At 67.5% G+C, this 22,837-nt stretch carries 21 protein-coding genes; 15 read left to right on the top strand and 6 right to left on the bottom strand.

Annotated elements, in window-relative coordinates; all coding sequences use genetic code 11:
- Positions 1-86: 86 nt before the first annotated feature.
- Positions 87-1,556, bottom strand: coding sequence for a helix-turn-helix domain-containing protein (locus ACNQFN_RS12335; RefSeq protein ID WP_418646644.1), 1,470 nt, complete (start codon positions 1,554-1,556; stop codon positions 87-89).
- Between the two features lie 177 nt (positions 1,557-1,733).
- Here ACNQFN_RS12335 and ACNQFN_RS12330 point away from each other — a divergent pair, with 177 nt between their 5' ends.
- The 8 genes from ACNQFN_RS12330 to ACNQFN_RS12295 all read left to right on the top strand — a co-directional run bounded on the left by ACNQFN_RS12330 (position 1,734) and on the right by ACNQFN_RS12295 (position 11,590).
- Complete coding sequence (locus ACNQFN_RS12330) at positions 1,734-3,248, top strand: CoA-acylating methylmalonate-semialdehyde dehydrogenase (protein ID WP_418646643.1); 1,515 nt, start codon at positions 1,734-1,736, stop codon at positions 3,246-3,248.
- Positions 3,249-3,267: 19 nt separating this feature from the next.
- Positions 3,268-4,428, top strand: a complete 1,161-nt coding sequence (locus ACNQFN_RS12325; RefSeq protein WP_418646642.1) for an acyl-CoA dehydrogenase family protein — start codon at positions 3,268-3,270, stop codon at positions 4,426-4,428.
- A complete protein-coding gene (locus ACNQFN_RS12320; RefSeq protein ID WP_418646641.1) occupies positions 4,425-5,213 on the top strand; it encodes an enoyl-CoA hydratase in 789 nt (262 codons plus the stop codon). The genes ACNQFN_RS12325 and ACNQFN_RS12320 overlap by 4 nt, the downstream gene beginning before the upstream one ends.
- A 10-nt stretch (positions 5,214-5,223) precedes the next feature.
- The gene (locus ACNQFN_RS12315) at positions 5,224-6,366 is read left to right on the top strand and encodes an enoyl-CoA hydratase/isomerase family protein (protein WP_418646640.1); all 1,143 of its coding nucleotides are present in this window, start codon (positions 5,224-5,226) and stop codon (positions 6,364-6,366) included.
- Positions 6,367-6,469: 103 nt separating this feature from the next.
- Positions 6,470-7,378 carry a 3-hydroxyisobutyrate dehydrogenase gene (mmsB, locus tag ACNQFN_RS12310; protein WP_068635076.1) on the top strand — a complete coding sequence of 303 codons (909 nt, stop codon included), beginning with the start codon at positions 6,470-6,472 and terminating at the stop codon, positions 7,376-7,378.
- A gap of 177 nt (positions 7,379-7,555) precedes the next feature.
- Complete coding sequence (locus tag ACNQFN_RS12305) at positions 7,556-8,062, top strand: sigma-70 family RNA polymerase sigma factor (RefSeq protein WP_418646639.1); 507 nt, start codon at positions 7,556-7,558, stop codon at positions 8,060-8,062.
- A 1-nt stretch (position 8,063) separates the two neighbouring features.
- Positions 8,064-9,044 carry a FecR domain-containing protein gene (locus tag ACNQFN_RS12300; protein WP_418646638.1) on the top strand — a complete coding sequence of 327 codons (981 nt, stop codon included), beginning with the start codon at positions 8,064-8,066 and terminating at the stop codon, positions 9,042-9,044.
- Positions 9,045-9,097: 53 nt separating this feature from the next.
- Entirely contained in the window at positions 9,098-11,590 is a 2,493-nt protein-coding gene (locus tag ACNQFN_RS12295) for a TonB-dependent siderophore receptor (protein WP_418646637.1), read from the top strand.
- A 300-nt stretch (positions 11,591-11,890) separates the two neighbouring features.
- On the opposite strand, the gene ACNQFN_RS12290 is transcribed toward ACNQFN_RS12295, so the two are convergent.
- The 4 genes from ACNQFN_RS12290 to ACNQFN_RS12275 form a co-directional block, all read right to left on the bottom strand.
- Entirely contained in the window at positions 11,891-12,184 is a 294-nt protein-coding gene (locus tag ACNQFN_RS12290; protein WP_068635080.1) for a type II toxin-antitoxin system RelE/ParE family toxin, read from the bottom strand.
- Entirely contained in the window at positions 12,181-12,438 is a 258-nt protein-coding gene (locus ACNQFN_RS12285; RefSeq protein ID WP_068635081.1) for a type II toxin-antitoxin system ParD family antitoxin, read from the bottom strand. Before ACNQFN_RS12285 ends, ACNQFN_RS12290 begins: the two co-directional genes overlap by 4 nt.
- A gap of 323 nt (positions 12,439-12,761) precedes the next feature.
- Complete coding sequence (locus ACNQFN_RS12280; RefSeq protein ID WP_418646636.1) at positions 12,762-12,995, bottom strand: hypothetical protein; 234 nt, start codon at positions 12,993-12,995, stop codon at positions 12,762-12,764.
- 201 nt (positions 12,996-13,196) lie between these two features.
- Positions 13,197-14,099 (bottom strand): LysR family transcriptional regulator, encoded by a 903-nt coding sequence (locus ACNQFN_RS12275; RefSeq protein ID WP_418646635.1) that lies wholly within the window; start codon positions 14,097-14,099, stop codon positions 13,197-13,199.
- Positions 14,100-14,203: 104 nt separating this feature from the next.
- Between ACNQFN_RS12275 and metE the strand changes: the two genes are divergently transcribed.
- Positions 14,204-16,495 (top strand): 5-methyltetrahydropteroyltriglutamate--homocysteine S-methyltransferase, encoded by a 2,292-nt coding sequence (gene metE / locus ACNQFN_RS12270; RefSeq protein WP_418646634.1) that lies wholly within the window; start codon positions 14,204-14,206, stop codon positions 16,493-16,495.
- 143 nt (positions 16,496-16,638) lie between these two features.
- On the opposite strand, the gene ACNQFN_RS12265 is transcribed toward metE, so the two are convergent.
- Positions 16,639-17,508 carry a LysR family transcriptional regulator gene (locus ACNQFN_RS12265; protein WP_068635084.1) on the bottom strand — a complete coding sequence of 290 codons (870 nt, stop codon included), beginning with the start codon at positions 17,506-17,508 and terminating at the stop codon, positions 16,639-16,641.
- Between the two features lie 174 nt (positions 17,509-17,682).
- On the opposite strand from ACNQFN_RS12265, the gene ACNQFN_RS12260 reads away from it, so the two are divergent.
- The 6 genes from ACNQFN_RS12260 (at position 17,683) to ACNQFN_RS12235 (ending at position 22,804) form a co-directional block, all read left to right on the top strand.
- Entirely contained in the window at positions 17,683-18,393 is a 711-nt protein-coding gene (locus tag ACNQFN_RS12260; protein ID WP_418646633.1) for an AzlC family ABC transporter permease, read from the top strand.
- A complete protein-coding gene (locus ACNQFN_RS12255; RefSeq protein WP_418646632.1) occupies positions 18,390-18,701 on the top strand; it encodes an AzlD family protein in 312 nt (103 codons plus the stop codon). The genes ACNQFN_RS12260 and ACNQFN_RS12255 overlap by 4 nt, the downstream gene beginning before the upstream one ends.
- Before the next feature lie 167 nt (positions 18,702-18,868).
- The gene (locus ACNQFN_RS12250; RefSeq protein WP_418646631.1) at positions 18,869-19,912 is read left to right on the top strand and encodes a zinc-dependent alcohol dehydrogenase family protein; all 1,044 of its coding nucleotides are present in this window, start codon (positions 18,869-18,871) and stop codon (positions 19,910-19,912) included.
- Positions 19,913-19,982: 70 nt separating this feature from the next.
- Complete coding sequence (gene lexA / locus ACNQFN_RS12245; RefSeq protein WP_418646630.1) at positions 19,983-20,591, top strand: transcriptional repressor LexA; 609 nt, start codon at positions 19,983-19,985, stop codon at positions 20,589-20,591.
- A gap of 56 nt (positions 20,592-20,647) precedes the next feature.
- Positions 20,648-21,322 carry a translesion DNA synthesis-associated protein ImuA gene (imuA, locus tag ACNQFN_RS12240; protein WP_418646629.1) on the top strand — a complete coding sequence of 225 codons (675 nt, stop codon included), beginning with the start codon at positions 20,648-20,650 and terminating at the stop codon, positions 21,320-21,322.
- 6 nt (positions 21,323-21,328) lie between these two features.
- Positions 21,329-22,804 (top strand): Y-family DNA polymerase, encoded by a 1,476-nt coding sequence (locus ACNQFN_RS12235; protein WP_418646628.1) that lies wholly within the window; start codon positions 21,329-21,331, stop codon positions 22,802-22,804.
- Positions 22,805-22,837 lie beyond the last annotated feature (33 nt).

Below are 22,837 nucleotides of genomic sequence, written 5' to 3'. Positions count from 1 at the left end.
AATAAGATCTCCATCCGAGCTTGCCGCCCGCGTTTGCACTAATGCCGGATGGATCGGCAGCAGGGCCGGAAGCTGCGCCGGCACGCCTATCCGCGCGCGGCTGCCGCCCTGTTCCCGCTGTGCTTGCGCCCTTCGTCCTCGAAGCGGTAGGAGGTCAGGAACTCGACATCGACGCCGGTTTCGAGCAGCTTGCCGGCTGGCGGAAATGCGCGCTGCACGCAGTCGGCGCGCGGGCAGACGCGGCAGCCGGGGCCGATCGGCACCACCTCGCGCTGCGCGTCGAGGTCCAGGCCGTCGGCATAGACCAGCTCCCGGGCATGGCTCAGTTCGCAGCCCAGGCCGATGGCGAAGGACTTGCGCGGCACCCGCCAGCCGCCGCCGCCGCGCCCGATGCTGCGGGCGATGCCGAAGAAGCGCGTACCGTCGGGCATCTCCGCCACCTGGGTGAGGATGCGCCCCGGCTGAGTGAAGGCATCGTGCACATGCCACAGCGGGCAGGCACCGCCGTGACGGGCGAAATGGAAAGCCGTCGCGCTCTGGCGCTTGGAGATGTTGCCGGCCTGGTCCACCCGCACCAGATAGAAGGGCACGCCACGGGCACCGCTTCGCTGAAGCGTCGACAGGCGATGGCAGACTGTTTCGAAGCCGACGTGGAAGCGCCGCTGCAAAGCCTCGATGTCGTAGCGCGAGCTGCGTGCCGCGGCGCGAAAATCACCATAGGGCAGCAGCAGCGCACCGGCAAAGTAATGTGCCAGCCCCTGCCGTGCCAGGGCGCTGGTCTGCGCATCGGAAAAACCGGCGGCGGCAATCTCCGCCTCGATGACATCACGGTGTGCGATCAGCGCCAGCTGGGTGGCGATCTGGAAGGCCTGCTGGGCGTCCGACAGATGCGTCGCCACTGCGAGGCGGCTGCGGCGCGCATCGAAACGCCGCAGCATGCCGTCGGCAGCGGTGTTGCCGAGCCCTTCGACCTCGATGCCATGCTCGTCATGCAGGATCCTGCGCAGGGCCGCGGCACGCTCGCCCGGCACCAATCCTCCCCTGCCCGCCCGCTCCTCGGCCAACGCATCCAGCGTATCGATGTAGTTGTCGCGCCGGTTGAAGAAATCACGCACCTCTTCGTGCGGCAACGGTGCGAGCAGCGTCGGCAGTTGATCGCCGTGCAAGCGATCGGCCAACTGCGCATATTCGTCCTGCAGACGCTGGTGGCGCTGGACCAGGCCGACGAAGGCGCTGGCCAGTTCGGGCACCTGCTCGACCATGCGCACCAGTTGCGCCTGGCCCACGCCCTCCCCGGCCAGCAGGCGATCGCGGAACACGTCCCTCAGTTCGCCCAGCAGGCGCCGGTCCTGCTCCTCCGAAAAATCGCTCACTTCGCAGTCGAAAGCCTCGACCAGTTTCAGCAGCACGGTGGCGCTCACCGGGCGCTGGTTGTTCTCCAGCTGGCAGACATAGCTCAGTGAAATACCCAGCCGGGCAGCCATCGCGGCCTGGTTCAAGCCTGCCTGCTCACGCAGGCGGCGCAGGCGGGCGCCAATGAACAGCTTGTGGTTCAAGACCTCGCCTCCTCGTTCACATGATTCGCAATTTCACGCTTTCCATTGCGAATTTATTTACATGATTTCTCTTTTACATCAATAGCTTATTGATGATTTCAAGGCATGTAAATACGATGCGGTCGAACACGGCAGGCATGTCCGCGCAGCCGCAACGAGAACCGGAAGGAGACACCCATGAATACGACCCAAAGCAGCACCATCCCCACCGTCAAACTGCTGATCAACGGCGAATTCGTCGAATCGCGCACCACCGAATGGCGCGACGTGGTCAACCCCGCCACCCAGCAGGTGCTGGCCCGCGTGCCGATGGCCACCGCAGAAGAAGTGGATGCCGCCGTCGCCGCGGCCAGGAAAGCCTTCGAAAGCTGGAGGAAGACGCCCATCGGTGCCCGCGCACGCATCTTCCTGAAGTACCAGCAGTTGATCCGCGAGAACATGAAGGAAGTGGCGGCCATCCTGACCGCCGAACAGGGCAAGACCCTGCCCGACGCCGAGGGCGACGTCTTCCGCGGTCTGGAGGTGGTGGAGCACGCTGCCAACATCGGCACGCTGCAGCTCGGCGGACTGGCCAACAACGTCGCCACCGGCGTCGATACCTACACCCTGCAGCAGCCGATCGGCGTCTGCGCCGGCATCACGCCGTTCAACTTCCCGGCGATGATCCCGCTGTGGATGTTCCCGATGGCGATCGCCTGCGGCAACACCTTCGTGCTCAAGCCTTCCGAGCAGGACCCGCTGTCCACGATGCGGCTGGTCGAACTGGCGATCGAGGCCGGCATTCCGGCCGGCGTGCTCAACGTCGTGCATGGTGCGGTCGACGTGGTCAACGGCATCTGCGACCACCCGGACATCAAGGCGGTGTCCTTCGTCGGCTCGACCCGCGTCGGCACCCACGTCTACAACCGCGCCAGCCTCGCCGGCAAGCGCGCGCAATGCATGATGGGCGCCAAGAACCATGTCGTCGTGCTGCCCGACGCGCACAAGGAACAGACGCTGAACGCCCTGGCCGGGGCCGGCTTCGGCGCCGCCGGCCAGCGCTGCATGGCCTCGTCGGTGGTGGTCTTCGTCGGCGAAGCGGCGCAGTGGCTGCCGGAACTGGTCGAGCGTGCCCGCGCGCTGAAGGTCAATGCCGGCCACGAAGCCGGCACCGACGTCGGCCCCGTCGTCTCGCGCGCGGCCAGGGCCCGCATCCTGGAGCTGATCGCAGCCGGCGTCGAGGAAGGCGCCACGCTGGAACTGGACGGCCGCGCCCCGCAGGTGCCCGGCTACCCGGACGGCAACTTCGTCGCCCCCACGCTATTCTCCGGCGTCAAGCCCGGCATGCGCATCTACGACGAGGAAATCTTCGGCCCGGTGCTGTGCACGATGGCGGTGGAGTCGCTGGACGAGGCCATCGCGCTGATCAACGCCAACCCCAACGGCAACGGCACCGGGGTGTTCACCCAGTCGGGCGCGGCGGCGCGCAAGTTCCAGGAGGAGATCGACGTCGGCCAGGTGGGCATCAACGTGCCCATCCCGGTGCCGGTGCCGCTGTTCTCCTTCACCGGCTCGCGCGGTTCCAAGCTGGGCGACCTCGGCCCCTACGGCCAGCAGGTGATCCTGTTCTACACCCAGACCAAGACCGTCACCGCGCGCTGGTTCGACGACGGCGTGGTGGCGCCGGTCAACACCACCATCAGCCTGAAGTAAGCCGGCCCGGAGCATTTCCATGGACTTCGAACTCTCCGAAGACCAGCGCGCCTTCCGCGACACCGCGCGCGAATTCGCCCAGCGCGAGTTCGCGCCGCACGCGGCGCGATGGGACGCCGAAAGCATCTTCCCGGTCGAGGCGCTGCGCCATGCCGGCGAACTGGGCTTCTGCGGCCTGTACGCGCTGGAGGAATACGGCGGCCTCGGCCTGCCGCGGCTGGATGCCAGCATCGTGTTCGAGGAACTGGCTGCGGCCTGCCCATCGACCACCGCCTACCTGACCATCCACAACATGGCGACCTGGATGGTGACACGCTTCGCCCGCCCCGAGGTGGCCGCCGAATGGGGGCCGCGCCTGACCTCGGGCGAGGTGCTGGCCTCCTACTGCCTGACCGAACCCGGCGCCGGCTCGGACGCGGCCTCGCTCGCCACCCGCGCGCGGCGGGAGGGCGGGCACTATGTGCTCGACGGCACCAAGGCCTTCATCTCCGGCGCCGGCGCCACCGGTACGCTGGTGGTCATGGCGCGCACCGGCGAAGCCGGCCCCAAGGGCATCTCGGCCTTCCTCGTCGCCGCCGACAGTCCCGGCATCAGCTATGGCAAGAAGGAGCACAAGATGGGCTGGAACAGCCAGCCCACGCGCAGCATCGCCTTCGACGGCGTGCGCGTGCCGGCAAGCCAGTTGCTGGGCGATGAAGGCGAAGGCTTCGCCATCGCCATGAAGGGGCTGGACGGCGGCCGCATCAACATCGCCACCTGCTCGGTCGGTGCCGCGCAGGGCGCATTGAACGCGGCGCTCGCCTACCTGCACGAACGCCGCCAGTTCGGCCGCCCGCTGGCGGACTTCCAGGCGCTGCAGTTCAAGCTCGCCGACATGGCCACCGAACTGGTCGCCGCGCGCCAGATGGTGCGCCTGGCCGCCAGCCGGCTCGATGCCGGCGCGGCCGACGCCACGATGTACTGCGCCATGGCCAAGCGCCTGGCCACCGACCTGGGCTTCGCCATCTGCAACGAGGCGCTGCAGATCCACGGCGGCTACGGCTACATCCGCGAATACCCTCTGGAACGCTACCTGCGCGACGCGCGGGTGCACCAGATCCTCGAAGGCACCAACGAGATCATGCGCGTCATCATCGCCCGCCGCATGCTCGCAGAACACACCACGGAGACCCCACGATGAGCACGCATACCTACCCCGGCCTGGTACTCGAGAAACAGGGCCACACCGCCATCCTGACGCTGGACAACCCGCCGGCCAACACCTGGACGCAGGAAAGCCTCGCGGCCCTGGTCGAGGTGGTCGGCCTGCTGAACGACGACCGCGAGATCTACAGCCTGGTGGTCACCGGCCAGGGCGGCAAGTTCTTTTCCGCCGGCGCCGATCTCAAGCTCTTCGCCAGCGGCGACAAGGCAGTGGCGGCGGGCATGGCGCACTACTTCGGCCTCGCCTTCGAGACCCTGTCGGCCTTCCGCGGCGTGTCGATCGCCGCGATCAACGGCTATGCGATGGGCGGCGGGCTGGAATGCGCGCTGGCCTGCGACCTGCGCATCGCCGAGGAACAGGCGGTGCTGGCGCTGCCCGAGGCCGCCGTCGGCCTGCTGCCGTGCGCGGGCGGCACCCAGTGGCTGTCCTGGCTGGCCGGCGAAGGCTGGGCCAAGCGCCTGATCCTGTGCGGCGAGCGCCTGGACGCGGCCACCGCGCTGCGCATCCGCCTGGTGGAAGAAGTCACCGGCCGCGGCGAGGCACTGGCGCGCGCGCTGGAACTGGCGCGCACGGTCGAAAAGCAGAGCCCCACCAGCGTGGCCGCCTGCAAGCGCCTGATCCAGGCCGCCCGCACCACCCCGCCGAACCAGGCGCTGCCCGACGAGCGCGCGGAGTTCGTCAAGCTGTTCGACACCGCCGACCAGCGCGAAGGCGTCACCGCCTTCCTCGAAAAGCGCGCCCCGCAATGGCGCAACGCCTGAGGAGGCAGCGATGGACGACTGCGTGATCCTGCGCGAATTCCCCACCGCCTGCGGCCGGCGCTTCGGCCATGCGACGCTGAACGCGCCGAAGAGCCTCAACGCCCTGTCGCTGGACATGATCGACCGCCTCGCGCCCCAGCTCGACGCCTGGGCCGCCGACCCCGCCATCGTCGGCGTGCTGCTCGACGGCACGGGCGAGAAGGCCTTCTGCGCCGGCGGCGACGTGACCGCGCTCCACCATGCGATCAAGGCCGCGCCCGAAGGCGACGCACCGGAGGAAGCCAAGGCCTTCTTCGAGCGCGAATACCGCCTCGACCACCGCATCCACACCTACCCCAAGCCGGTGCTGTGCTGGGGTCAGGGCATCGTCATGGGCGGCGGCATCGGCCTGATGGCCGGCTCCTCGCACCGCGTCGCCACGCCCACCACCCGCATGGCGATGCCCGAGATCACCATCGGCCTGTACCCGGACGTGGGCGGAAGCTGGTTCCTGCGCCACATGCCCGGGCGTACCGGCCTGTTCCTGGCGCTGACCGGTGCGCCGCTCAACGCCGCCGACGCCCGCTTCGCCGGGCTGGCCGATTTCATCGTCGCCGATGCCGAGCGCGAACGTCTGCCCGCGCTGCTCGCCGACACCCGCTGGGATGCACCGGATGATGGCGGCAACGCCGCCAATCACGCCCGCCTGGGCGCCCTGCTCGACCAGTTGGGTGCCAGCGTGTCGCCCGCCACCGTACAGCCCTCGCCGCTGCGCGCCCACTTCGACCGTATCGAGGCATTGATCGGTCACGACGGCCTGGCCGACATCGCTGCCCGCCTGAGCGCGCTGGCCGAGGATGCCGACCCCTGGCTCGCCGCCGCCGGCAAGACCTTCGCGCGTGGCGCGCCCAGTTCGGCACGGCTGTCGTGGGCACTGTGGCAGAAGACGCGCCACATGTCGCTGGCCGAGGTGTTCCGCACCGAGTACCACGTATCGGTCGCCGCCACCGCCCACCGCGACTTCGCCGAAGGCGTGCGCGCGCTGCTGATCGACAAGGACCGCAAGCCGCGCTGGCAGTACGCCACGCTGGAGGCGGTCGATGACGCGGCCATCGAGGACCATTTCAAGCCCCGCTACAGCGGCCCGCATCCGTTGGCTGATCTGGGCCGGTGATGCAGACCACCGGCCCCGCCCCCCTCCCGCAGCGGGAGAGGGGCTTCAGCAATCCTGACCGGACGGCATCACGTCACATTCGCAACCAGGAGGAGACACCACAATGACCGACAAGCACATCGCCTTCATCGGCCTCGGCAACATGGGTGGCCCGATGGCCATCAACCTCGCCAGGGCCGGCCTCGCGGTACGCGCCTTCGACCTCGACCCCGCCGCCCGCGCGCGCGTCGCCGAGCACGGCGCGCACATCGCCGACTCGGCCCGCGCGGCGGCGGACGGGGCCGGCATCGTCATCAGCATGCTGCCGGCCAGCCGCCATGTCGAAGGGCTGTTCCTCGGCAACGGCAACGAACCCGGCCTGCTCGCCGCCCTGCCCGCCGGCACGCTGCTGATCGACTGCAGCACCATCGCCCCGGCCAGCGCGCAGAAGCTGGCCGCGGCCGGCCACGCGGCCGGCATCGCGGTGCTCGACGCGCCGGTCTCCGGCGGCACCGCGGGCGCCGCCGCCGGCACGCTGACCTTCATGGTGGGCGGGGCAACAGAAGACCTCGCCCGCGCCGAACCCATCCTGCGCCACATGGGCCAGAACGTCTTCCATGCCGGCGGCGCGGGCGCCGGCCAGGCCGCCAAGCTGTGCAACAACATGCTGCTCGGCATCCTGATGATCGGCACCAGCGAAGCGCTGTCGCTGGGCCAGTCGCTCGGCCTGGACCCGGCGGTGCTCGCAGGCATCATGAAAGTCAGCTCCGGCGGCAACTGGGTGCTGGAAAAGTACAACCCGGTGCCCGGCGTGATGGACAACGTACCCGCCGCGCGCGGCTACAGCGGCGGCTTCGGCACCGACCTGATGCTGAAGGACCTCGGCCTTGCGCTGGAAGCGGCCATCGCCAGCCGCAGCCCGGTGCCGCTGGGCGGGCTAGCCGAATCGCTGTACGCCGCACACAGCCGAGCCGGCAACGGCGGGCTGGACTTCTCCAGCATCATCGGCTTGCTGCAGGCGCGAAAGCAGTAGCCCCCCGGCGGGCGCCCACGGCCCCGGCGGCGCCCGCACCAGTTCGATGAGTGCCGAACCCGGCAGCCCACATTGACGGCCGGCCTGCTCCAGGCGGAAACTAAGAACGATTCTCGATAGCCAGCCAAGGGGAGGTTCCCGGTAGCCAGCACTTCTTTCCGCTTCCCGGAGCATGCCGTGCCTGCCGCCCCTGCCACCCCCAACGTCGACGAGCTGTACACCGATCATCACAAATGGCTGCACACCTGGCTGCGCCGCCGGCTCGGCTGCACCCATCGCGCCGCCGATCTGGCGCACGACACCTTCCTGCGCCTGCTTGCCCGTGAAGAGCCGGTCGCTATCCAGGAGCCACGGGCCTTCCTGACCACCATCGCACAGCGTCTGCTGTCCAACCACTGGCGGCGCGAGTACCTGGAACAAGCCTGGCTCGAAGCCCTGTCCCTGCGGCCCGAGGCACTGGCCCCCTCGCCCGAGGAGCGCCAGGTGGTCCTCTCCACGCTGATCGAGATCGACGCCCTGCTGTCCACCCTGCCCGGCGAAGTGCGCCGCGCCTTTCTGCTGTCGCAGCTCGACGGCCTCAACCAGGCCCAGATCGCCGCGGAACTCGGCGTCTCGGTGACCACCGTCAAGCGTTACCTGACCCGGGCCGGCACCCTGTGCTACTTCGCCCTCGATGCCGGCTGAGATGTCCTCTGCGACGCCCCAGCCGCCGGCCGACTTCGATCCGGCAATCGCCAGCCGTGCCGTGGAATGGCTGTTCGAACTGCAGGAGGCCGGCGACGCCGAAGCGCCGCGCCGGGCTTTCGAAAGCTGGCTGGCCGAGCACCCCGACCACCGCCGCGCCTGGGAACACATCCAGCGCGTCAACGCCCGCCTGCACTCGGTGGCCGACAACGCGCCGCCGGTGCGCAAGGCGCTGCTCGGCGGCCCCCGCCGTCGGCGCCGCGAACTGCTCATCGCGCTGCTCACCGCCGGTGCCAGCGGCGGCCTGTGGCTGCACAGCGGCCACGGCCGGCGCAACACCGGCCTGCTGGCCGACCTGCGCACCGGCATCGGCGAACGCCGCACACTGGAACTGGCCGACGGCAGCGAACTGGCGATCAACAGCGACAGCGCGCTGGACGTCCGCTTCGACGAGCAGGCCCGGCAACTGAGCCTGCACCGCGGCGAAATCCTCATCCGCACGGGGCAGGATCCGGCCAGACGCCCCTTCGTCGTCCTCACCCGCTACGGTGCGCTGCGCCCGCTCGGCACCCGCTTTGCCGTGCGCATCCTGCCGGACGCCGGCCACCTCGCCGTCTTCGAAGGCGCCGTCGCCGTCCAGCACAGTGGCGACACGGCGCCGCGCGTCACCCTGCAGGCCGGTGAACAACTGCGCTTCGCCCCGGGCCTCGACGAAGCGCCGCAGGCCGCCGACGAAAACGCCGTCGCCTGGCGTGAAGACATCCTGGTCGCCGCCAACATGCGGCTCGCCGACTTCCTCGCCGAAGTCGGCCGGCATCGCCACGGCCGGCTCGCCTGCGCGCCGGAAATCGCCGACTGGCGCGTTTCCGGCACCTACCGGCTGGACGACACCGACCGCATCCTCGACGTCCTGCGCGCCAGCCTGCCGGTGCGCATCGACACCCTCACGCGCTACTGGGTCACGGTGCATCCCGCCACCTGAGCAAAATAACGCACCGCGGGTGGTCTACTTTTTTTCCTCGTCGGACAAACCAGGTGAAGCCACGTTTTTTCACCTTCACCACCCGAGGAAACACCATGTCCCATCGCCGTCTGCCGCGCCCGAGCCTGCTGGCCCTGGCCCTCGCCCATCTCGCTCTGGTGCCGGCACTGGCCACGCCGGCGTTCGCCGCCGAAACAGCCGGTGCCGCCAAAGCCGCCGTCCAGCGAAGCTACGACATCCCCGCCGGCCCGCTGGAAGCCGCCCTGAACCACTTCGGCCGCGAAGCCGGCATCACGCTCGGCTTCTCCACCGGCCTCACCGCCGGCCTGCGCAGTCCCGGCCTGCAGGGCAGCCACGACCTTGCCAGCGGCCTTGCCCGGCTGCTGCAAGGCACGGGACTGGCGGCGGAAGCACGCGGCGACGGCAGCTATACCTTGTACAGGCTGCCAGCGGCGCAGGGCGAGGTGACGCTGGCGCCGGTGGCGGTGACGGCGCAGCTTGCGCGCCCCGGCGACCTGCCCGAAGCCTATGCGGGCGGCCAGGTTGCACGTGGCGGGCGCCTGGGCCTGCTGGGTAATGTGGACGTGATGGACGCGCCGTTCAACATCACCAACTACACCTCTCAACTGATCGAAGATCAGCAGGCAAGCACGGTTCAGGATGTACTGTTGAACGAGCCCTCGGTTCGACAAAGCTCGCCATCGGGGGGGGCCATGTCGTACTACACCATTCGCGGTTTCGATGTCAGCACCAGCGAATTGGCGATCAACGGGCTCTATGGGATGGCGCCGAGCTTTAGCGGTCTTTCGGCGGAGTTCGCTGAAAGGGTGGAAGTCCTCAAGGGACCGAGCGCCCTGCTTTACGGCATGTCGCCTCTTGGTGCGGTAGGCGGCGCCGTCAATCTCATTCCCAAGCGGGCAGATGATCAGCCCTTGACACGCCTGACGCTGGGCGTGGAGTCGGACGCTTTGTGGCGTGGTCATGTGGACATGGGCCGGCGATTCGGCGCTGTCGGCGAATGGGGCCTGCGCTTCAACGGCAGTTACAACAACGGTGACGGCTACCTCGATGGCCAGAAGAAAGGCGGCCACCTTGGTGCCCTGGCACTGGACTATCGGGGCGAGCGTTTACGCATGTCGCTGGATGCCGTTCGCTCGCAGGAGAAGCAGCATGGTGGTGCGCCTCTGTGGGCCATTGTTGGCAATTGGGGCAGCGGCGCAAGTTGGCTGAGTTCGATGCCCGCTGCACCTGATGGCCGCACGAACATCCTGCCGGGCGCCCCTGAAACAAAAAGAACGACGGAAGCAGTGATCCTTGGCGGTGAATATGACTTCAACGACCGCTGGACGGGCTTCGCCAAACTGGGCGTGCAGCGCTACGAGGTCGAGGGGATCTGGCCTGGAACAGTTCTAAACGTACAAGCCAATGGCGATGGACTCCTGCTCACTCATATCCGTCCTATGGACATGCGAACCACCAGCGCCGAAACGGGCCTGCGGGGCCGATTCAAGACCGGTGCGGTCAGCCATGCCTTGGCCCTGAGCGCGTCGTATCTGAACCGGGACGGCAGCGACGCTTTCGGAATCATTCCCATTCAGCCGACCAACATCTATGAGCCGACGCCTATCCCTGCCTGGCCCGCTCCTCCAGCCCCTATGCTGAAAACCTCGGAGAGCACGCTCAGCGGCATTGCCCTGGCCGACACGATGGGCTTCATGGACGACCGCGTATTGCTGACTTTGGGTGTGCGGCGCCAGAACGTGAAGGCCGACAGCTTCGATGACAGCGGTGCAGTGACCTCAAGCTACGACGCGAGTGCCTGGTCGCCCATGGCGGGGCTGGTGGTCAAGCCGACCGACGGTTTATCACTCTATGCGAATTACATCCAAGGGCTGTCGGAGGGCACGACGGTCGGCAGTGGCTACCAGAACGCTGGTCAGGTCTTCCCGCCCTATAAGACCAAACAGATCGAGGTGGGCACCAAGTTGCAAACCGGCCGATTCACCAACACGATCAGCGTGTTCCAGATCGAAAAGCCCAGCACGCTGACCGACAACAGCACGTCGCCACTGCCCATGCTGCGCATGAACGGCGAGCAGCGCAACAGGGGTATCGAATGGACGATCTTCGGCGAACTGACACGCGGCCTGCGCGTGCTGGGCGGGGTGACCTACATGCAGGGCCGGCTGAGCAAGACGCAGGATGGATTGCAAGACGGCAATCAGGCGCCTGGCTCGTCGCCCTGGGCCGCCAATCTGGGCGTCGACTGGGACGTGCCCAGCTTGCCAGGTTTGGCGCTGAGCAGCCGGGTGATCCACACCGGCCGACAATACGTGGACAACGCCAACACGTTGAAACTGCCCTCATGGACGCGGCTGGACCTGGGTGCGCGTTATTCCACCCAACTGAGCGGCAAGCCGGTCGTGTTCCGCGCCAACGTGGCCAACGTGTTTAACCGCAATTACTGGCAAAGCGGTTTTTATAGCGGCTACGCCACCCTTGGCGCGCCGCGCGTCTTCCGGCTATCGGCTTCGGTGGATTTCTGATTCGTGATATCCGGCAGACAGTGTCGGCGGCGTCGAACCGCCGACATCCACACGCCGGTTTTCCAGCCGCATGCCGTCGATCCACTGAAATCGTCAGCGCCAGTGATCCAGGATGTGGAACCGGCCCTGCACCGGCAAACCCGCAGCCTCCAGCGCGGCAATGGCCCGCACGACGTGCTCGCAGCCCATGGAGCGGCAATCCGGCCACCATTCGCTTCAACGTGGACAAGGTGTTCGACAAATGGCGGGGGCAGCTTCGCCGGTGCAGTGGAGCAGGTGTGAATGGTTTGCCTGGCCCGTTCACAAGTGTTGGCCTGCATCCATGCGCTGGTGCAGGATGCGCACGACGTCGATGCAGCCATCGTCCAGCGTGCGAAAGAACAGTACATGTGCGCCCGTGAGCTGCTTGCGGTAGCCGTGGCGGATGTGGCTGGCGTCCTGGCCGCGTTGTCGGCGGCTGGCCAGCGCTTTGCAAGCGTCGCGGATGTTGCCGATGTAGCGCTCGGCCTGCTCGACGCCCCAATGCTCGGCGGTGTAGTCCCAGATGCCGGAGAGGTCAGCCACCGCCTTGCGGGAAAGCCGATAGCCGCTCATGCAGAGGCTTTCCGCCCGGCCTGGGCGCGTTTGGCCTGGATGAATTCGTCGAAGTCGAAGCCGGTCGCCGGGCCGCTGCGCTCGCCTTCTTCGAGCGCGTGGCGCAGGGCACTCAGACGCATTTCCTGCTCTTCGAGCAGGCGCAGCCCAGCACGCACGACTTCGCTGGCCGAGCCGTACCGGCCATGGGCAAGCTGCTGCTCAATGAAGCTGCCAAAGTGCTCTCCCAGCGAGATGGAGGTGTTCTTGGTCATGGCGTGTCTCCGGGTGGGATGGAATCTCATATTACCACCCAATCGTATTCATTGGTATTTCCTGCCTGTAAGTAAAGCAGCTTGTGGGTGCGTGCAGTGAGTATAGGGGGCCGTGTCGGCTATGCAGGCAAGGCGCAACGATTCATGTGCGCACGGTGTGGATCGGCTCGAAGCGCTCGATGCGCGCCAGCACCTCGGTCAGCGCATCCCTTGCCTTGGCCGTATCGAAGTCACCCTGAAGATTGAGCCAGCTTCGCGCATCCGTGTCGAAACAGGCAGCCAGCCGCAGCGCGGTGTCGGCGGTGATGGCGCGTTTGATCTGTTCATCCTTTGGCGCTCACCGGCAACGCACAATCGATCACGATAACGGCGACATGTGCTGCCTCTTCCTTGGTCAGAATCGACCGCAAGCGCTGTTCAAGTTCGGTTGCGCTGCGCGGTTTCTTGCCTGTCTGTGGCAGCGGCATGTTCTCGCCACCGAACCAGAACACCAGGTAGATGCCGCAACCGCCTGTGCCAGGATCGCGGATGTAGCGTCCGATGAGTTGCTCATGCACCGCGCGCCACAGATCAGGGTGGCGACGATGATCAGAAAGCGCGGCGTTTCGCGCAGCCGCTCGTGCAGCGTTGCCGATTCCGAGCGTTGGTAGGAAGAGGCCACGATTACATTACTGAGTAAATTTACTCAGTAATGTAATCGTTAATAATATTTATGCCTATCAATTGCTTGAATTCCGACAAAACAGGAGCGCTGCCAATCATGCATGGATATCGCGGTGCGCCCGCGCCATCTCGATGAAGGCGCGCAGGTAATCGATGTCGCCGTCCGCCTCGCGGTAGCCGAGGAAGATCTGCTTGTCCACGCCCTGCGGCCCCAGCTTCACCGGAACCACGCCGAAGCGTTCCGCATTTTCTTCCACCAGCCAGCGCGGCAGCGCGGCCACGCCGCGGCCGCTGGCGACCATCTGCAGCATGATGTCGGTGGTCTCGATGGGCTTGTGCCGCTTCGGCGAGATGCCCGCCGGGGTGAGGAAGCGGGTGTAGATGTCCAGCCGGTCCAGGCTCACCGGATAGGTGATCAGCGTTTCATCCGAGAGCTGTTCGGGGTCCACATGGCTGGCACTGGCCAGCGCATGCGCGCAGCCGACCACCAGCACCTGTTCGTAGTCGAACACCGGCTCGAAGACCAGCCCGTTCTTGTGCAGCGGGTCCGGCGTGACCAGCAGGTCGATCTCGTAGCCGAACAGCGCACCGATGCCGCCGAACTGGAATTTCTGCTTCACATCCACGTCCACCGCCGGCCACGCGGCCAGGTAGGGCGAGACGATCTTCAGCAGCCACTGGTAGCAGGGATGGCATTCCATGCCGATGCGCAGCGCGCCACGCTCACCCTGAGCGAACTGGCGCAGACGCTCTTCCGCCAGCACGAGCTGCGGCAGCAGGCGCTGGGCCACCGCCAGCAGGTACTCGCCGGCCTGCGTAGGCCGCAAGCTGCGCCCTTCGCGGTGCCAGATCGCGGTGCCGAGTTGATCTTCCAGCTTGCGCACGGTGTGGCTCAGCGCCGACTGGGTGACGTGCAGCTTCTCGGCGGCGGCGGTCAGCGAGCCGTACTGATCGACGGCGCAGACGATTTCCAGATGGGTGCGTTCCAGGATGGGCATGTCATTGCGTGAACAACATTAATCGATTAATGAAACAATACCATTTTTATTCATGAACGAGGCGTCATAGGATTGGGCCACTACCAACCCGTATCCGCACTCCCATGGCACTCACACACAACCTCGGCTTTCCGCGCATCGGCGCAAAACGCGAACTGAAATTCGCCCTCGAATCCTACTGGAAGGGCGAATCGTCCCGCGACGAACTGAAGGCGACCGGCGCCAGCCTGCGCCAGCGCCACTGGAACGACCAGGCCGGCCTCGACCTGGTGCCGGTAGGCGATTTCTCGTTCTACGACCAGATCCTCGACACCAGCTTCATGCTCGGCAACCTGCCCGAGCGCGTGCAGGGCTTCCACGGCGACGTGCTGGACAACTACTTCCGCGTTGCCCGAGGCCGCTCTGCCCAGTCGGCGGAAGAACATGCCGATTGCTGCGGCGGCGTGGCCGCCGGCGAGATGACCAAGTGGTTCGACACCAACTACCACTACATCGTCCCGGAATTCACCGCCGCCACCGAGTTCCGCCTGGACGCCTCGCGCCTGCTGGAGCAACTCGCCGAAGCCAGGGCGCAGGGCGTGCGCACCAAGCCGGTGATCGTCGGCCCCGTCACCTATCTCGCCATCGGCAAGGCCAAGGACGACTCCGACCGCCTCGCGCTGCTGCCGCGCCTGCTGCCGGTGTATGCCGAGCTGCTGGAGACGCTGGCCGCGCAGGGCATCGAATGGGTGCAGATCGACGAGCCCATCCTGGTCACCGAGCTGGACGCTGACTGGCAGCATGCCTTCACCACCGCCTACCACCAGTTGAAGAGCTGCCGCGTCAAGCTGCTGCTGGCGACCTATTTCGGCCAGTTGGCGGAGAACCTGTACCTCGCCGCCAACCTGCCGGTGGCCGGGCTGCATGTGGATGCGATCAACGGGCGCGACGACGTGCTGCCGCTGATCGGCCTGCTGCCCTCGCACAAGGTGCTGTCGCTCGGCGTGATCAACGGCCGCAACATCTGGAAGACCGACCTGACTGCCGTGCTCGACTGGCTGGAACCCATCGCCGAGCGCCTTGGCGAACGCCTGTGGCTCGCGCCCTCGTGCTCGCTGCTGCACGTGCCGGTGGATCTCGCCAGCGAACAGAAGCTGGACCCCGAGCTGAAGTCCTGGCTCGCCTTCGCGCTGCAGAAGCTCGACGAGTTGAAGGTGCTCGCCACCGCGCTGCGCGAAGGCCGCGCGGCGGTAGCCGGCGAACTGGCGGCCAACAAGGCCGACCTGGACGCCCGCCGCGCATCGCCCCGGGTGCACAACCCCAAGGTGCGCAGCGCGGTGGCCTGCATCGTTCCCCACCTGGGCATGCGCGAAAGCAGCTACGCGCGGCGCACGCCCAAGCAGGCCGCGCTGCTCAAGCTGCCGAAGTTTCCCACCACCACCATCGGCTCCTTCCCGCAGACCGCGGAAATCCGCCAGGCACGCGCCGACTACAAGGCCGGACGCATCGGCGCCACGGCCTACCGCCAGGCCATGCAGGCGGAAATCGAGCGCAGCGTGCGCGAACAGGAAAAGCTGGGGCTGGACGTGCTGGTGCACGGCGAGGCCGAGCGCAACGACATGGTGGAATACTTCGGCGAGCAGCTCGACGGCTACGCCTTCAGCCAGTTCGGCTGGGTGCAGTCCTACGGCTCGCGCTGCGTCAAGCCGCCCATCCTGTTCGGCGACATCAGCCGCCCGCGGCCGATGACGGTGGAGTGGATCACCTACGCGCAGTCGCTTACCGGCAAGCCGATGAAGGGCATGCTGACCGGCCCGGTGACCATCCTCAACTGGTCCTTCGTGCGCGACGACCAGCCGCGTTCGGAATCGTGCAAGCAGCTTGCGCTGGCGATCCGCGAGGAAGTGCTGGACCTGGAAAAGGCCGGCGTGCGCGTGATCCAGATCGACGAGGCCGCGCTGCGCGAAGGCCTGCCGCTGCGCCGCGCGCAGTGGAAGGAATACCTCGACTGGGCGATCGAGTGCTTCCGCATCGCCGCCAACGGCGTGCGCGACGAAACGCAGATCCACACCCACATGTGCTATTCGGAGTTCAACGACATCATCGAGGCCATCGCCGGCATGGACGCCGACGTGATCACCATAGAGACCTCGCGCTCGGACATGGAGCTGCTCGACGCCTTCGACGACTTCAAGTACCCCAACGAGATCGGGCCCGGCGTGTACGACATCCATTCGCCGAACATCCCGAGCACCGCGCACATCGTCGACCTGATGAAGAAGGCGGCCGAGCGCATCCCCGCCGAGCGCCTGTGGGTCAATCCCGACTGCGGCCTGAAGACCCGCCAGTGGGGTGAAGTCATCCCGGCGCTGGCCAACATGGTGGAGGCAGCGAAGACCTTGCGCACCGCCGCCTGAGCAGGCACTTTCTGCCCGGCATGGCAGGGTCGAGGCCCTGCCCCAGCTCAGCAGCCCCCTGTCGCCATGCCACCAGGGGGCTGCTGGGTTCTGTTCTTTCAGCGTCGGCGACACGGGCCACATGTCCATGGACCGACAAGAGCTCAGGCTGATTCGGAAATCCTGAGCGTCCTGATCAGAAGCTCATGAAGGCTATCCACGGCCTTCGAGCCGCGCGAAGCCCTGCTCCGGTACACCGACACTTCCATCGGCTCCAGTGGCCCCAGCCCATGCGCACTGCCCAGGATTTCCAGATGGGGCGGTGCGCTGCAGCGGGTCAGCACGGCGACGGCCAGTCCGCTCTCGACGGCGGCGATCTGCCCGGCCAGGCTCGAGCTGTTGTAGACCACCCTGTAGCGGCGCCCCTGCAAACCCAATGAATTGATGGCGCTGCGCCTTGCAAGGCTGGTGTTCTCATAGACCGCGATGGGCAGCGGATCACGCCGCCACGCATCGAACTGGGGCGCTCCCACCCACACCATCGGTTCGTGAAACAGCAAGGTGCCGCGCCGGGCATGGTCCCGCGAAATCAGCGCCAGATCCAGGTCGCCCCTTTCGACGCGGGGAATCAGGGATGTCGACTGCTCGCAATCCAGCTCGATTTCCACGTTGCCGTGCCTGGGCGCAAAGCGCTTGAGGACAGGCGTCAGGTAGGTGGCGGCGTAATCGTCCGGAACCCCGAGTCGAACACGGCCTGCCAGCTCCTCGCCATGAAAGGCCGCCTGCGCCTCCGCGTGCAGATCGAGGATACGCCGTGCGTAACCCAGCAGGACTTGCCCGTCGGGCGTCAGCTGGTGCTGCCGCGGGCCGCGCACCAGCAGTTGCCGCCCCACCGCGGCCTCCAGCTTCTTGAGCTGCATGCTCGCCGCCGACTGCGAGCGATGCAGTTCCGGCGCGGCGCCGGACAACGAACCGGCATCCACCACCGCGACGAAGCACTTGAGCCAATCGACCTGCAGATCCGGGTAATTCATGGCGCCTTCATGTATTCGATTTACGGATGGTAGGTAGCAGAATTATGCGCTTTTCGTCATTTACTGTCTGGCGCATCCTTCCGGCCTGCATGCCCTTCCGGCCACGCCGGCCATCGCACGCAATCGATGTTTTCGCTCGGAACGGCGACAGCTACAGGTGAAGGAGACCGGACTTTGACAAGCAAGGCTGCAACGGCATACGCGCTTGATCGCCACGAGGTATGGCTTGGCTTCAAGCAGTTGCTGCCCATTTCCCTTTTCGTCGTCATCTTTGGCCTGGCATTCGGGCTTGCAGCCACGCAGTCGGGACTGGATGGCGCTTCGATCGTCATCATGAGCACGCTGGTCTTTGCCGGCGCTTCGCAGTTCGCCGCGCTGGACTTGTGGGGCGCGCAAGTGCCGTTGATCCCGCTGGCCATCACTGTCTTCGCCGTCAACGCCCGCCACCTGCTGATGGGGGCCACGCTTTATCCGTGGCTTCGCCATCTGCCGCCCGCAAGGCGCTACGGCGTGATGCTCGTCGTCACCGACGCCAGTTGGGCCATGTCCATACAAGCATTCGGCCGTGGCGAATCGGGCATGGGGCTGTTGCTGGGCGGCGGCATTGCCCTCTGGCTGGCCTGGATACTGGGCTCCTGGCTGGGCCTCCATTTCGGCAATGCCATTCATGACCCGGTGAGCCTGGGGCTGGACATGGTGATGGGCTGTTTCATGCTGGCGATGGCGATCAGCGGGCCGAAGAACCTGCGCATGTTCGCGATATGGACGGCGGCGGCCTGCTCGTCCCTGCTGGCCTACTGGTATCTGCCGGAAAACAGCCATGTCGTCGTGGGCGCATTGGCGGGCGGCGTGCTGGGCGCAGTCTGGATGGAGAAAAAGCCGTGAGCATCGAAACGTCGGCCATCGGCACGCTGATCATCATTCTGGTCATGGCGGGGGTGACGCTGGCCACCCGCTGGGGCGGGATTTTCGTCATGTCCTTCGTCCCCATCGGCCGCAGGGTCCAACAGTTCATCGGCGCCATGTCCGGCTCGGTACTGGTGGCGCTTCTGGCACCACTGGCGGTGAATGGCGACGGTGGCGCGCGGCTGGCGCTGCTGGCCACCGCCGCCACGATGTTGCTGCTGAAGAAGCCCCTGCCCGCGATTGCTGCCGGCATCGCCACGGCGGCCTTGTCCAGGCAGCTTTTGTAGGAGCACCGCGACGGCGATCGCGCTGTTCGAACTTGCCGCAGCGCCCTTGCCGATCCTTTCCGTCGCCTGGAATGCTTGCCCGGCAGGAAAGCGAGGCCGAAAATCTCCTTGTCCGCATCGGGCAAGACTCGGAAACGCGCTACACCTGCATTCCAAGGAGACACACGATGTCCTCCACGAACCATGACTCCCGGCCCGGGCAGATGCTCCCGAACCTGCCGGAACGCATGCGCGCGATGGTGCTCGAACGTCCTTTCGAGCCCTTGAAGGCCGTCGAACTGCCGCGCCCCGTGCCGCAGGCCGGCCAGGTTCTGCTCGAAGTCGAAGCCTGCGGCGTCTGCCGCACCGATCTGCACCTGATCGACGGCGAACTGCCCGACCCCGTACTGCCGATGATTCCCGGCCACGAGATCGTCGGCCGCGTGGCCGCCATCGGCAGCGGCGTGCAGGGCATCCGCCTCGGCCAGCGCATGGGCGTGCCCTGGCTGGGCTGGACCTGCGGCCACTGCAGCTACTGCGGCAGCCAGCGCGAGAACCTGTGCGACGAAGCCCGCTTCACCGGCTATCAGATCCACGGCGGCTATGCGCAATTCACCCTGGCCGACGCGCGCTACTGCTTTGCGCTCGACGATACGATCGATGCCGCCGCGGCCGCGCCGCTGCTGTGCGCCGGCCTGATCGGCTACCGGGCGCTGGCGATGGCCGGCGACGCGCGGCGGCTGGGCATCTACGGCTTCGGCGCGGCCGCACACATCATCTGCCAGGTCGCCGTCTGGCAGGGGCGCGAAGTCCATGCCTTCACCCGCCGCGACGACGCAGCCAGCCGCGACTTTGCGCGGACGCTCGGCGCCTGCTGGGCCGGCGCGTCGGACGAGTTGCCGCCGCAGCCGCTGGACGCCGCGCTCATCTTCGCCCCGGCGGGCGAACTGGTGCCGGCCGCGCTGCGGGCACTGGGCAAGGGCGGCAGCGTGGTCTGCGCGGGCATCCACATGAGCGACATCCCCTCCTTTCCCTACGACATCCTGTGGGGCGAACGCCGCATCATGTCGGTCGCCAACCTGACCCGGCGCGACGGCGACGAATTCCTCGCCCTCGCCGCCCGTGTGCCGGTGCGCACCGAAGTGACACGCTTCGCGCTGGCCGACGCCAACGACGCCCTCGAGCGGCTGCGCCGCGGCGCGCTGCAGGGCGCGGCGGTGCTGATTCCCTGAAGCCGCTCCGGCCAGGCTTGCCGTTCTCCATCAACTGTTTAAAATTACAGCCATCCACAAGGAGGCTGTAATGAACGCCCGCAGCGAAAACCTCACCGCCCGCCAGCAGGAAATTCTCGATTTCATCCGCGCCACCGTCGAAGGCGAAGGCCGCCCTCCCACCCGCGCCGAAGTCTGCACCGCCTTCGGCTTCCGCTCGCCCAATGCGGCCGAAACCCATCTGCGCGCGCTCGCCGCCAAGGGCGCCATCCTGCTGGAAGAAGGCCGCGCGCGCGGCATCCGCCTGGCCGAAGCGCTGGGCCTGCCGCTGGTCGGCCGCGTTGCCGCCGGCAGCCCGATCCTGGCGGCGGAGCACGTCGAAACCCGGCTCCAGCTCGACCCCGCATTGTTCTCGCCGCGCGCCGACTACCTGCTGCGCGTGCGCGGCATGAGCATGCGCGACGCCGGCATCCTCGACGGCGACCTGATCGCCGTGCATCGCAGCCCCGAGGCGCGCAACGGCCAGATCGTCGTCGCCCGGCTGGAAGACGAAGTCACCGTCAAGACGCTGCAGCGCGAGGGGCCGCTGGTCGAGCTGCTGCCCGCCAACCCCGACTTTGAACCCATCGTCGTCGACACCCGGCGCGATCCGCTGGCCATCGAAGGCGTCATGGTCGGCCTGATCCGCCAGGATCACTGAGTTTTCCCCGTCCTGTCCGCGCCTGCCGCGCATCGACGAATCACGCGGAGCACGCCGTGGCCCAGTTGCTCGAGAACCTGCCCGCCGGCCTCGTCTGGCAGGGCTCGCATCTGGCGCGGCCGCCCGGCGGCATCCTGCCCACCGGCTTCCCTGTGCTCGATGCGGAGTTGCCCGGCGGCGGCTGGCCGGCCGGCGCACTGATCGAACTGCTGGCCGAACACCCCGGCGTGGGCGAACTGTCCCTGCTGCTGCCGCTGATGCGCAAGGCCGGCGCCGAACGCTGGATCGCCTGCATCGCGCCGCCCTTGCTGCCCTACGCACCGGCGCTGGCCGCTGCCGGCGTGCCGCTGCAGCGCCTGCTGCTGATCCAGCCTGCCAGCGCGGCAGAAGCCTTGTGGGCCGCCCGCCAGGCGACGGCCAGCGGCGCCTGCGCCCTGGTGCTGGCCTGGCTTGCGCGGCCCGACACCGCAGCGCTGCGCCGCCTGCAACTGGCTGCCGAAGAAAGCGCCACGCCGCTGTTCCTGTTCCGCACGCGCGACATGGCCCGCCACGCCTCGCCCGCGCCGTTGCGCCTGGCCCTGGCGCCCACGACCGGGGGGCTGCGCATCGACATCCTGAAACGGCGCGGCCCGCCTGCAGCGCGCCCTGTGCTGCTGAGCTGGCGCGACGACACCGCCGCGACGAACGACGCCTGCGCCGGCACGGCACGGCGCCTCGCCCTCGTCGGCTGAACAAGCATGCCGTGGCTCGCGATCAAGCTGCCGGAGCTGCCGCTGCAGGTCTTCACCCGCGGCCTGGCCGACGAGGACACGCCGCTCGGCGTGATCGACAGCGGCCGCCGTAACCGCATCCTCGCCGCCAACGGCGCCGCCCGCGCCCAGGGCGTCTTTGCCGGCCAGGCCTTGTCGGCCGCACGGGCCATGGCGCCGGCGCTGCAGCTGCAAGCTCGCCAGACCGCGCGCGAAGCCGCCCTGCTGGCCGAAATCGCCTGCTGGGCCGGGCGCTTCACGCCGCGTATCAGCCTTGCTCCGCCCGACGCCGTGCTGCTCGAGATCGGTGCCAGCCTGCGCCTGTTCGGCGGTATGGACGCGATCCGCCAGCAGGCTCGCGAAGGCCTGCTGCAGCTCGGCATCGAAGCCCGCCTCGCCTGCGCCCCCACGCCGCTGGCCGCCTGCTGGTTCGCCGCCTGCGGACAGGACCCCGCGGCCGGCATCGACTGGCGCGAGGCGCTGGACGGCCTGCCGCTGTCCGTCCTCGGCAGCGGCACGGACGGCGCCCCTGCTCTCCCTCAAATGCTCGCTCATGCCACCACGGCCTGTTCCGCCAGCACGCTCGAGCTGCTCGACGGCCTCGGCGCCCGCAGCATCGGCGTGGTACGTGCATTGCCCGCAGCAGGCCTGGCCCGTCGCCAGGCCCAGGCCGTCGGCCTGCTGATCGCCCGCGCCCGCGGCGAACAGCCCGACCCTCGCCCCTGGTTCGAGCCGCCCGCGCGCTTCTCGCACGAACTGGCGCTGCCGGCGCCGACCCATCACAGCGAAACCCTGCTGTTCGCCGCCCGCCGATTGTTCGCCAGCCTGTCGGCCTGGCTGCAGGCCAGGCATGCGGGCATCGACCATTGCCGCCTGTCGCTGGTCCATGAAGGCAGCGGGGAAACGCCGCTGGACATCGTGCTTGGCCATCCTTCGGACGACGCGGATCATCTCGCCCTGATCACGCGCGAACGCCTGGGCATGCAGGTGCTGCCTGCCGAGATCTGCATCCTGCGCCTGGAAGCCGAGCACCCGCTCGACCGCGGTGCGCATGCCACCGACCTGTTCGGCTCTCCCGGCCAGGCCCGGAACGAAGCGCTGCAGTTGCTCGACCGCCTGCGCGCACGGCTCGGCGACGGCGCCGTGCGCCGCCTCGCGCCACTCGCCGACCACCGCCCGGAAGCCGCCTGGCAAGTCTGCGGGGAGCGGTCCCGAAGCAGCCAGGCAAAGCCTTCTCCGAGCCGAAACTTGCGCCCCCTGTGGCTGCTCCCCGCGCCGCGAGCGATCGACCTTCGGCAATACGCGCTGATCGGCGACGCCGAACGCATCGAAAGCGGCTGGTGGGACGAAGGCGACATCCGCCGCGACTACTACCTCGCCCGCCGTGCCGACGGCAGCCTGTGCTGGGTTTTCCATGATCTCGCCTCGCCGGGCGGCTGGTTCCTGCACGGCTGCTTCGGCTGACGCGGCCGCCGCGCCGGGAAGCGCCTTGCGAAC

Source organism: Thauera butanivorans, from assembly GCF_048398245.1.
Classification (GTDB): Bacteria; Pseudomonadota; Gammaproteobacteria; order Burkholderiales; family Rhodocyclaceae; genus Thauera; species Thauera butanivorans.
Note: the sequence above shows the minus strand (reverse complement) of the source record. Positions and strands in the feature narration are given on the sequence as shown.

Coding starts and splice junctions, on each gene's coding strand:
- ACNQFN_RS12300 (WP_418646638.1), top strand. CDS start 8,064: ATGTCCTCTGCGACGCCCCAGCCGCCGGCCGACTTCGATCCGGCAATC.
- mmsB (WP_068635076.1), top strand. CDS start 6,470: ATGACCGACAAGCACATCGCCTTCATCGGCCTCGGCAACATGGGTGGC.
- ACNQFN_RS12330 (WP_418646643.1), top strand. CDS start 1,734: ATGAATACGACCCAAAGCAGCACCATCCCCACCGTCAAACTGCTGATC.
- metE (WP_418646634.1), top strand. CDS start 14,204: ATGGCACTCACACACAACCTCGGCTTTCCGCGCATCGGCGCAAAACGC.
- ACNQFN_RS12285 (WP_068635081.1), bottom strand. CDS start 12,438: ATGACCAAGAACACCTCCATCTCGCTGGGAGAGCACTTTGGCAGCTTC.
- ACNQFN_RS12265 (WP_068635084.1), bottom strand. CDS start 17,508: ATGAATTACCCGGATCTGCAGGTCGATTGGCTCAAGTGCTTCGTCGCG.
- ACNQFN_RS12235 (WP_418646628.1), top strand. CDS start 21,329: ATGCCGTGGCTCGCGATCAAGCTGCCGGAGCTGCCGCTGCAGGTCTTC.
- ACNQFN_RS12250 (WP_418646631.1), top strand. CDS start 18,869: ATGTCCTCCACGAACCATGACTCCCGGCCCGGGCAGATGCTCCCGAAC.
- ACNQFN_RS12325 (WP_418646642.1), top strand. CDS start 3,268: ATGGACTTCGAACTCTCCGAAGACCAGCGCGCCTTCCGCGACACCGCG.
- ACNQFN_RS12275 (WP_418646635.1), bottom strand. CDS start 14,099: ATGCCCATCCTGGAACGCACCCATCTGGAAATCGTCTGCGCCGTCGAT.
- lexA (WP_418646630.1), top strand. CDS start 19,983: ATGAACGCCCGCAGCGAAAACCTCACCGCCCGCCAGCAGGAAATTCTC.
- ACNQFN_RS12320 (WP_418646641.1), top strand. CDS start 4,425: ATGAGCACGCATACCTACCCCGGCCTGGTACTCGAGAAACAGGGCCAC.
- ACNQFN_RS12315 (WP_418646640.1), top strand. CDS start 5,224: ATGGACGACTGCGTGATCCTGCGCGAATTCCCCACCGCCTGCGGCCGG.
- ACNQFN_RS12290 (WP_068635080.1), bottom strand. CDS start 12,184: ATGAGCGGCTATCGGCTTTCCCGCAAGGCGGTGGCTGACCTCTCCGGC.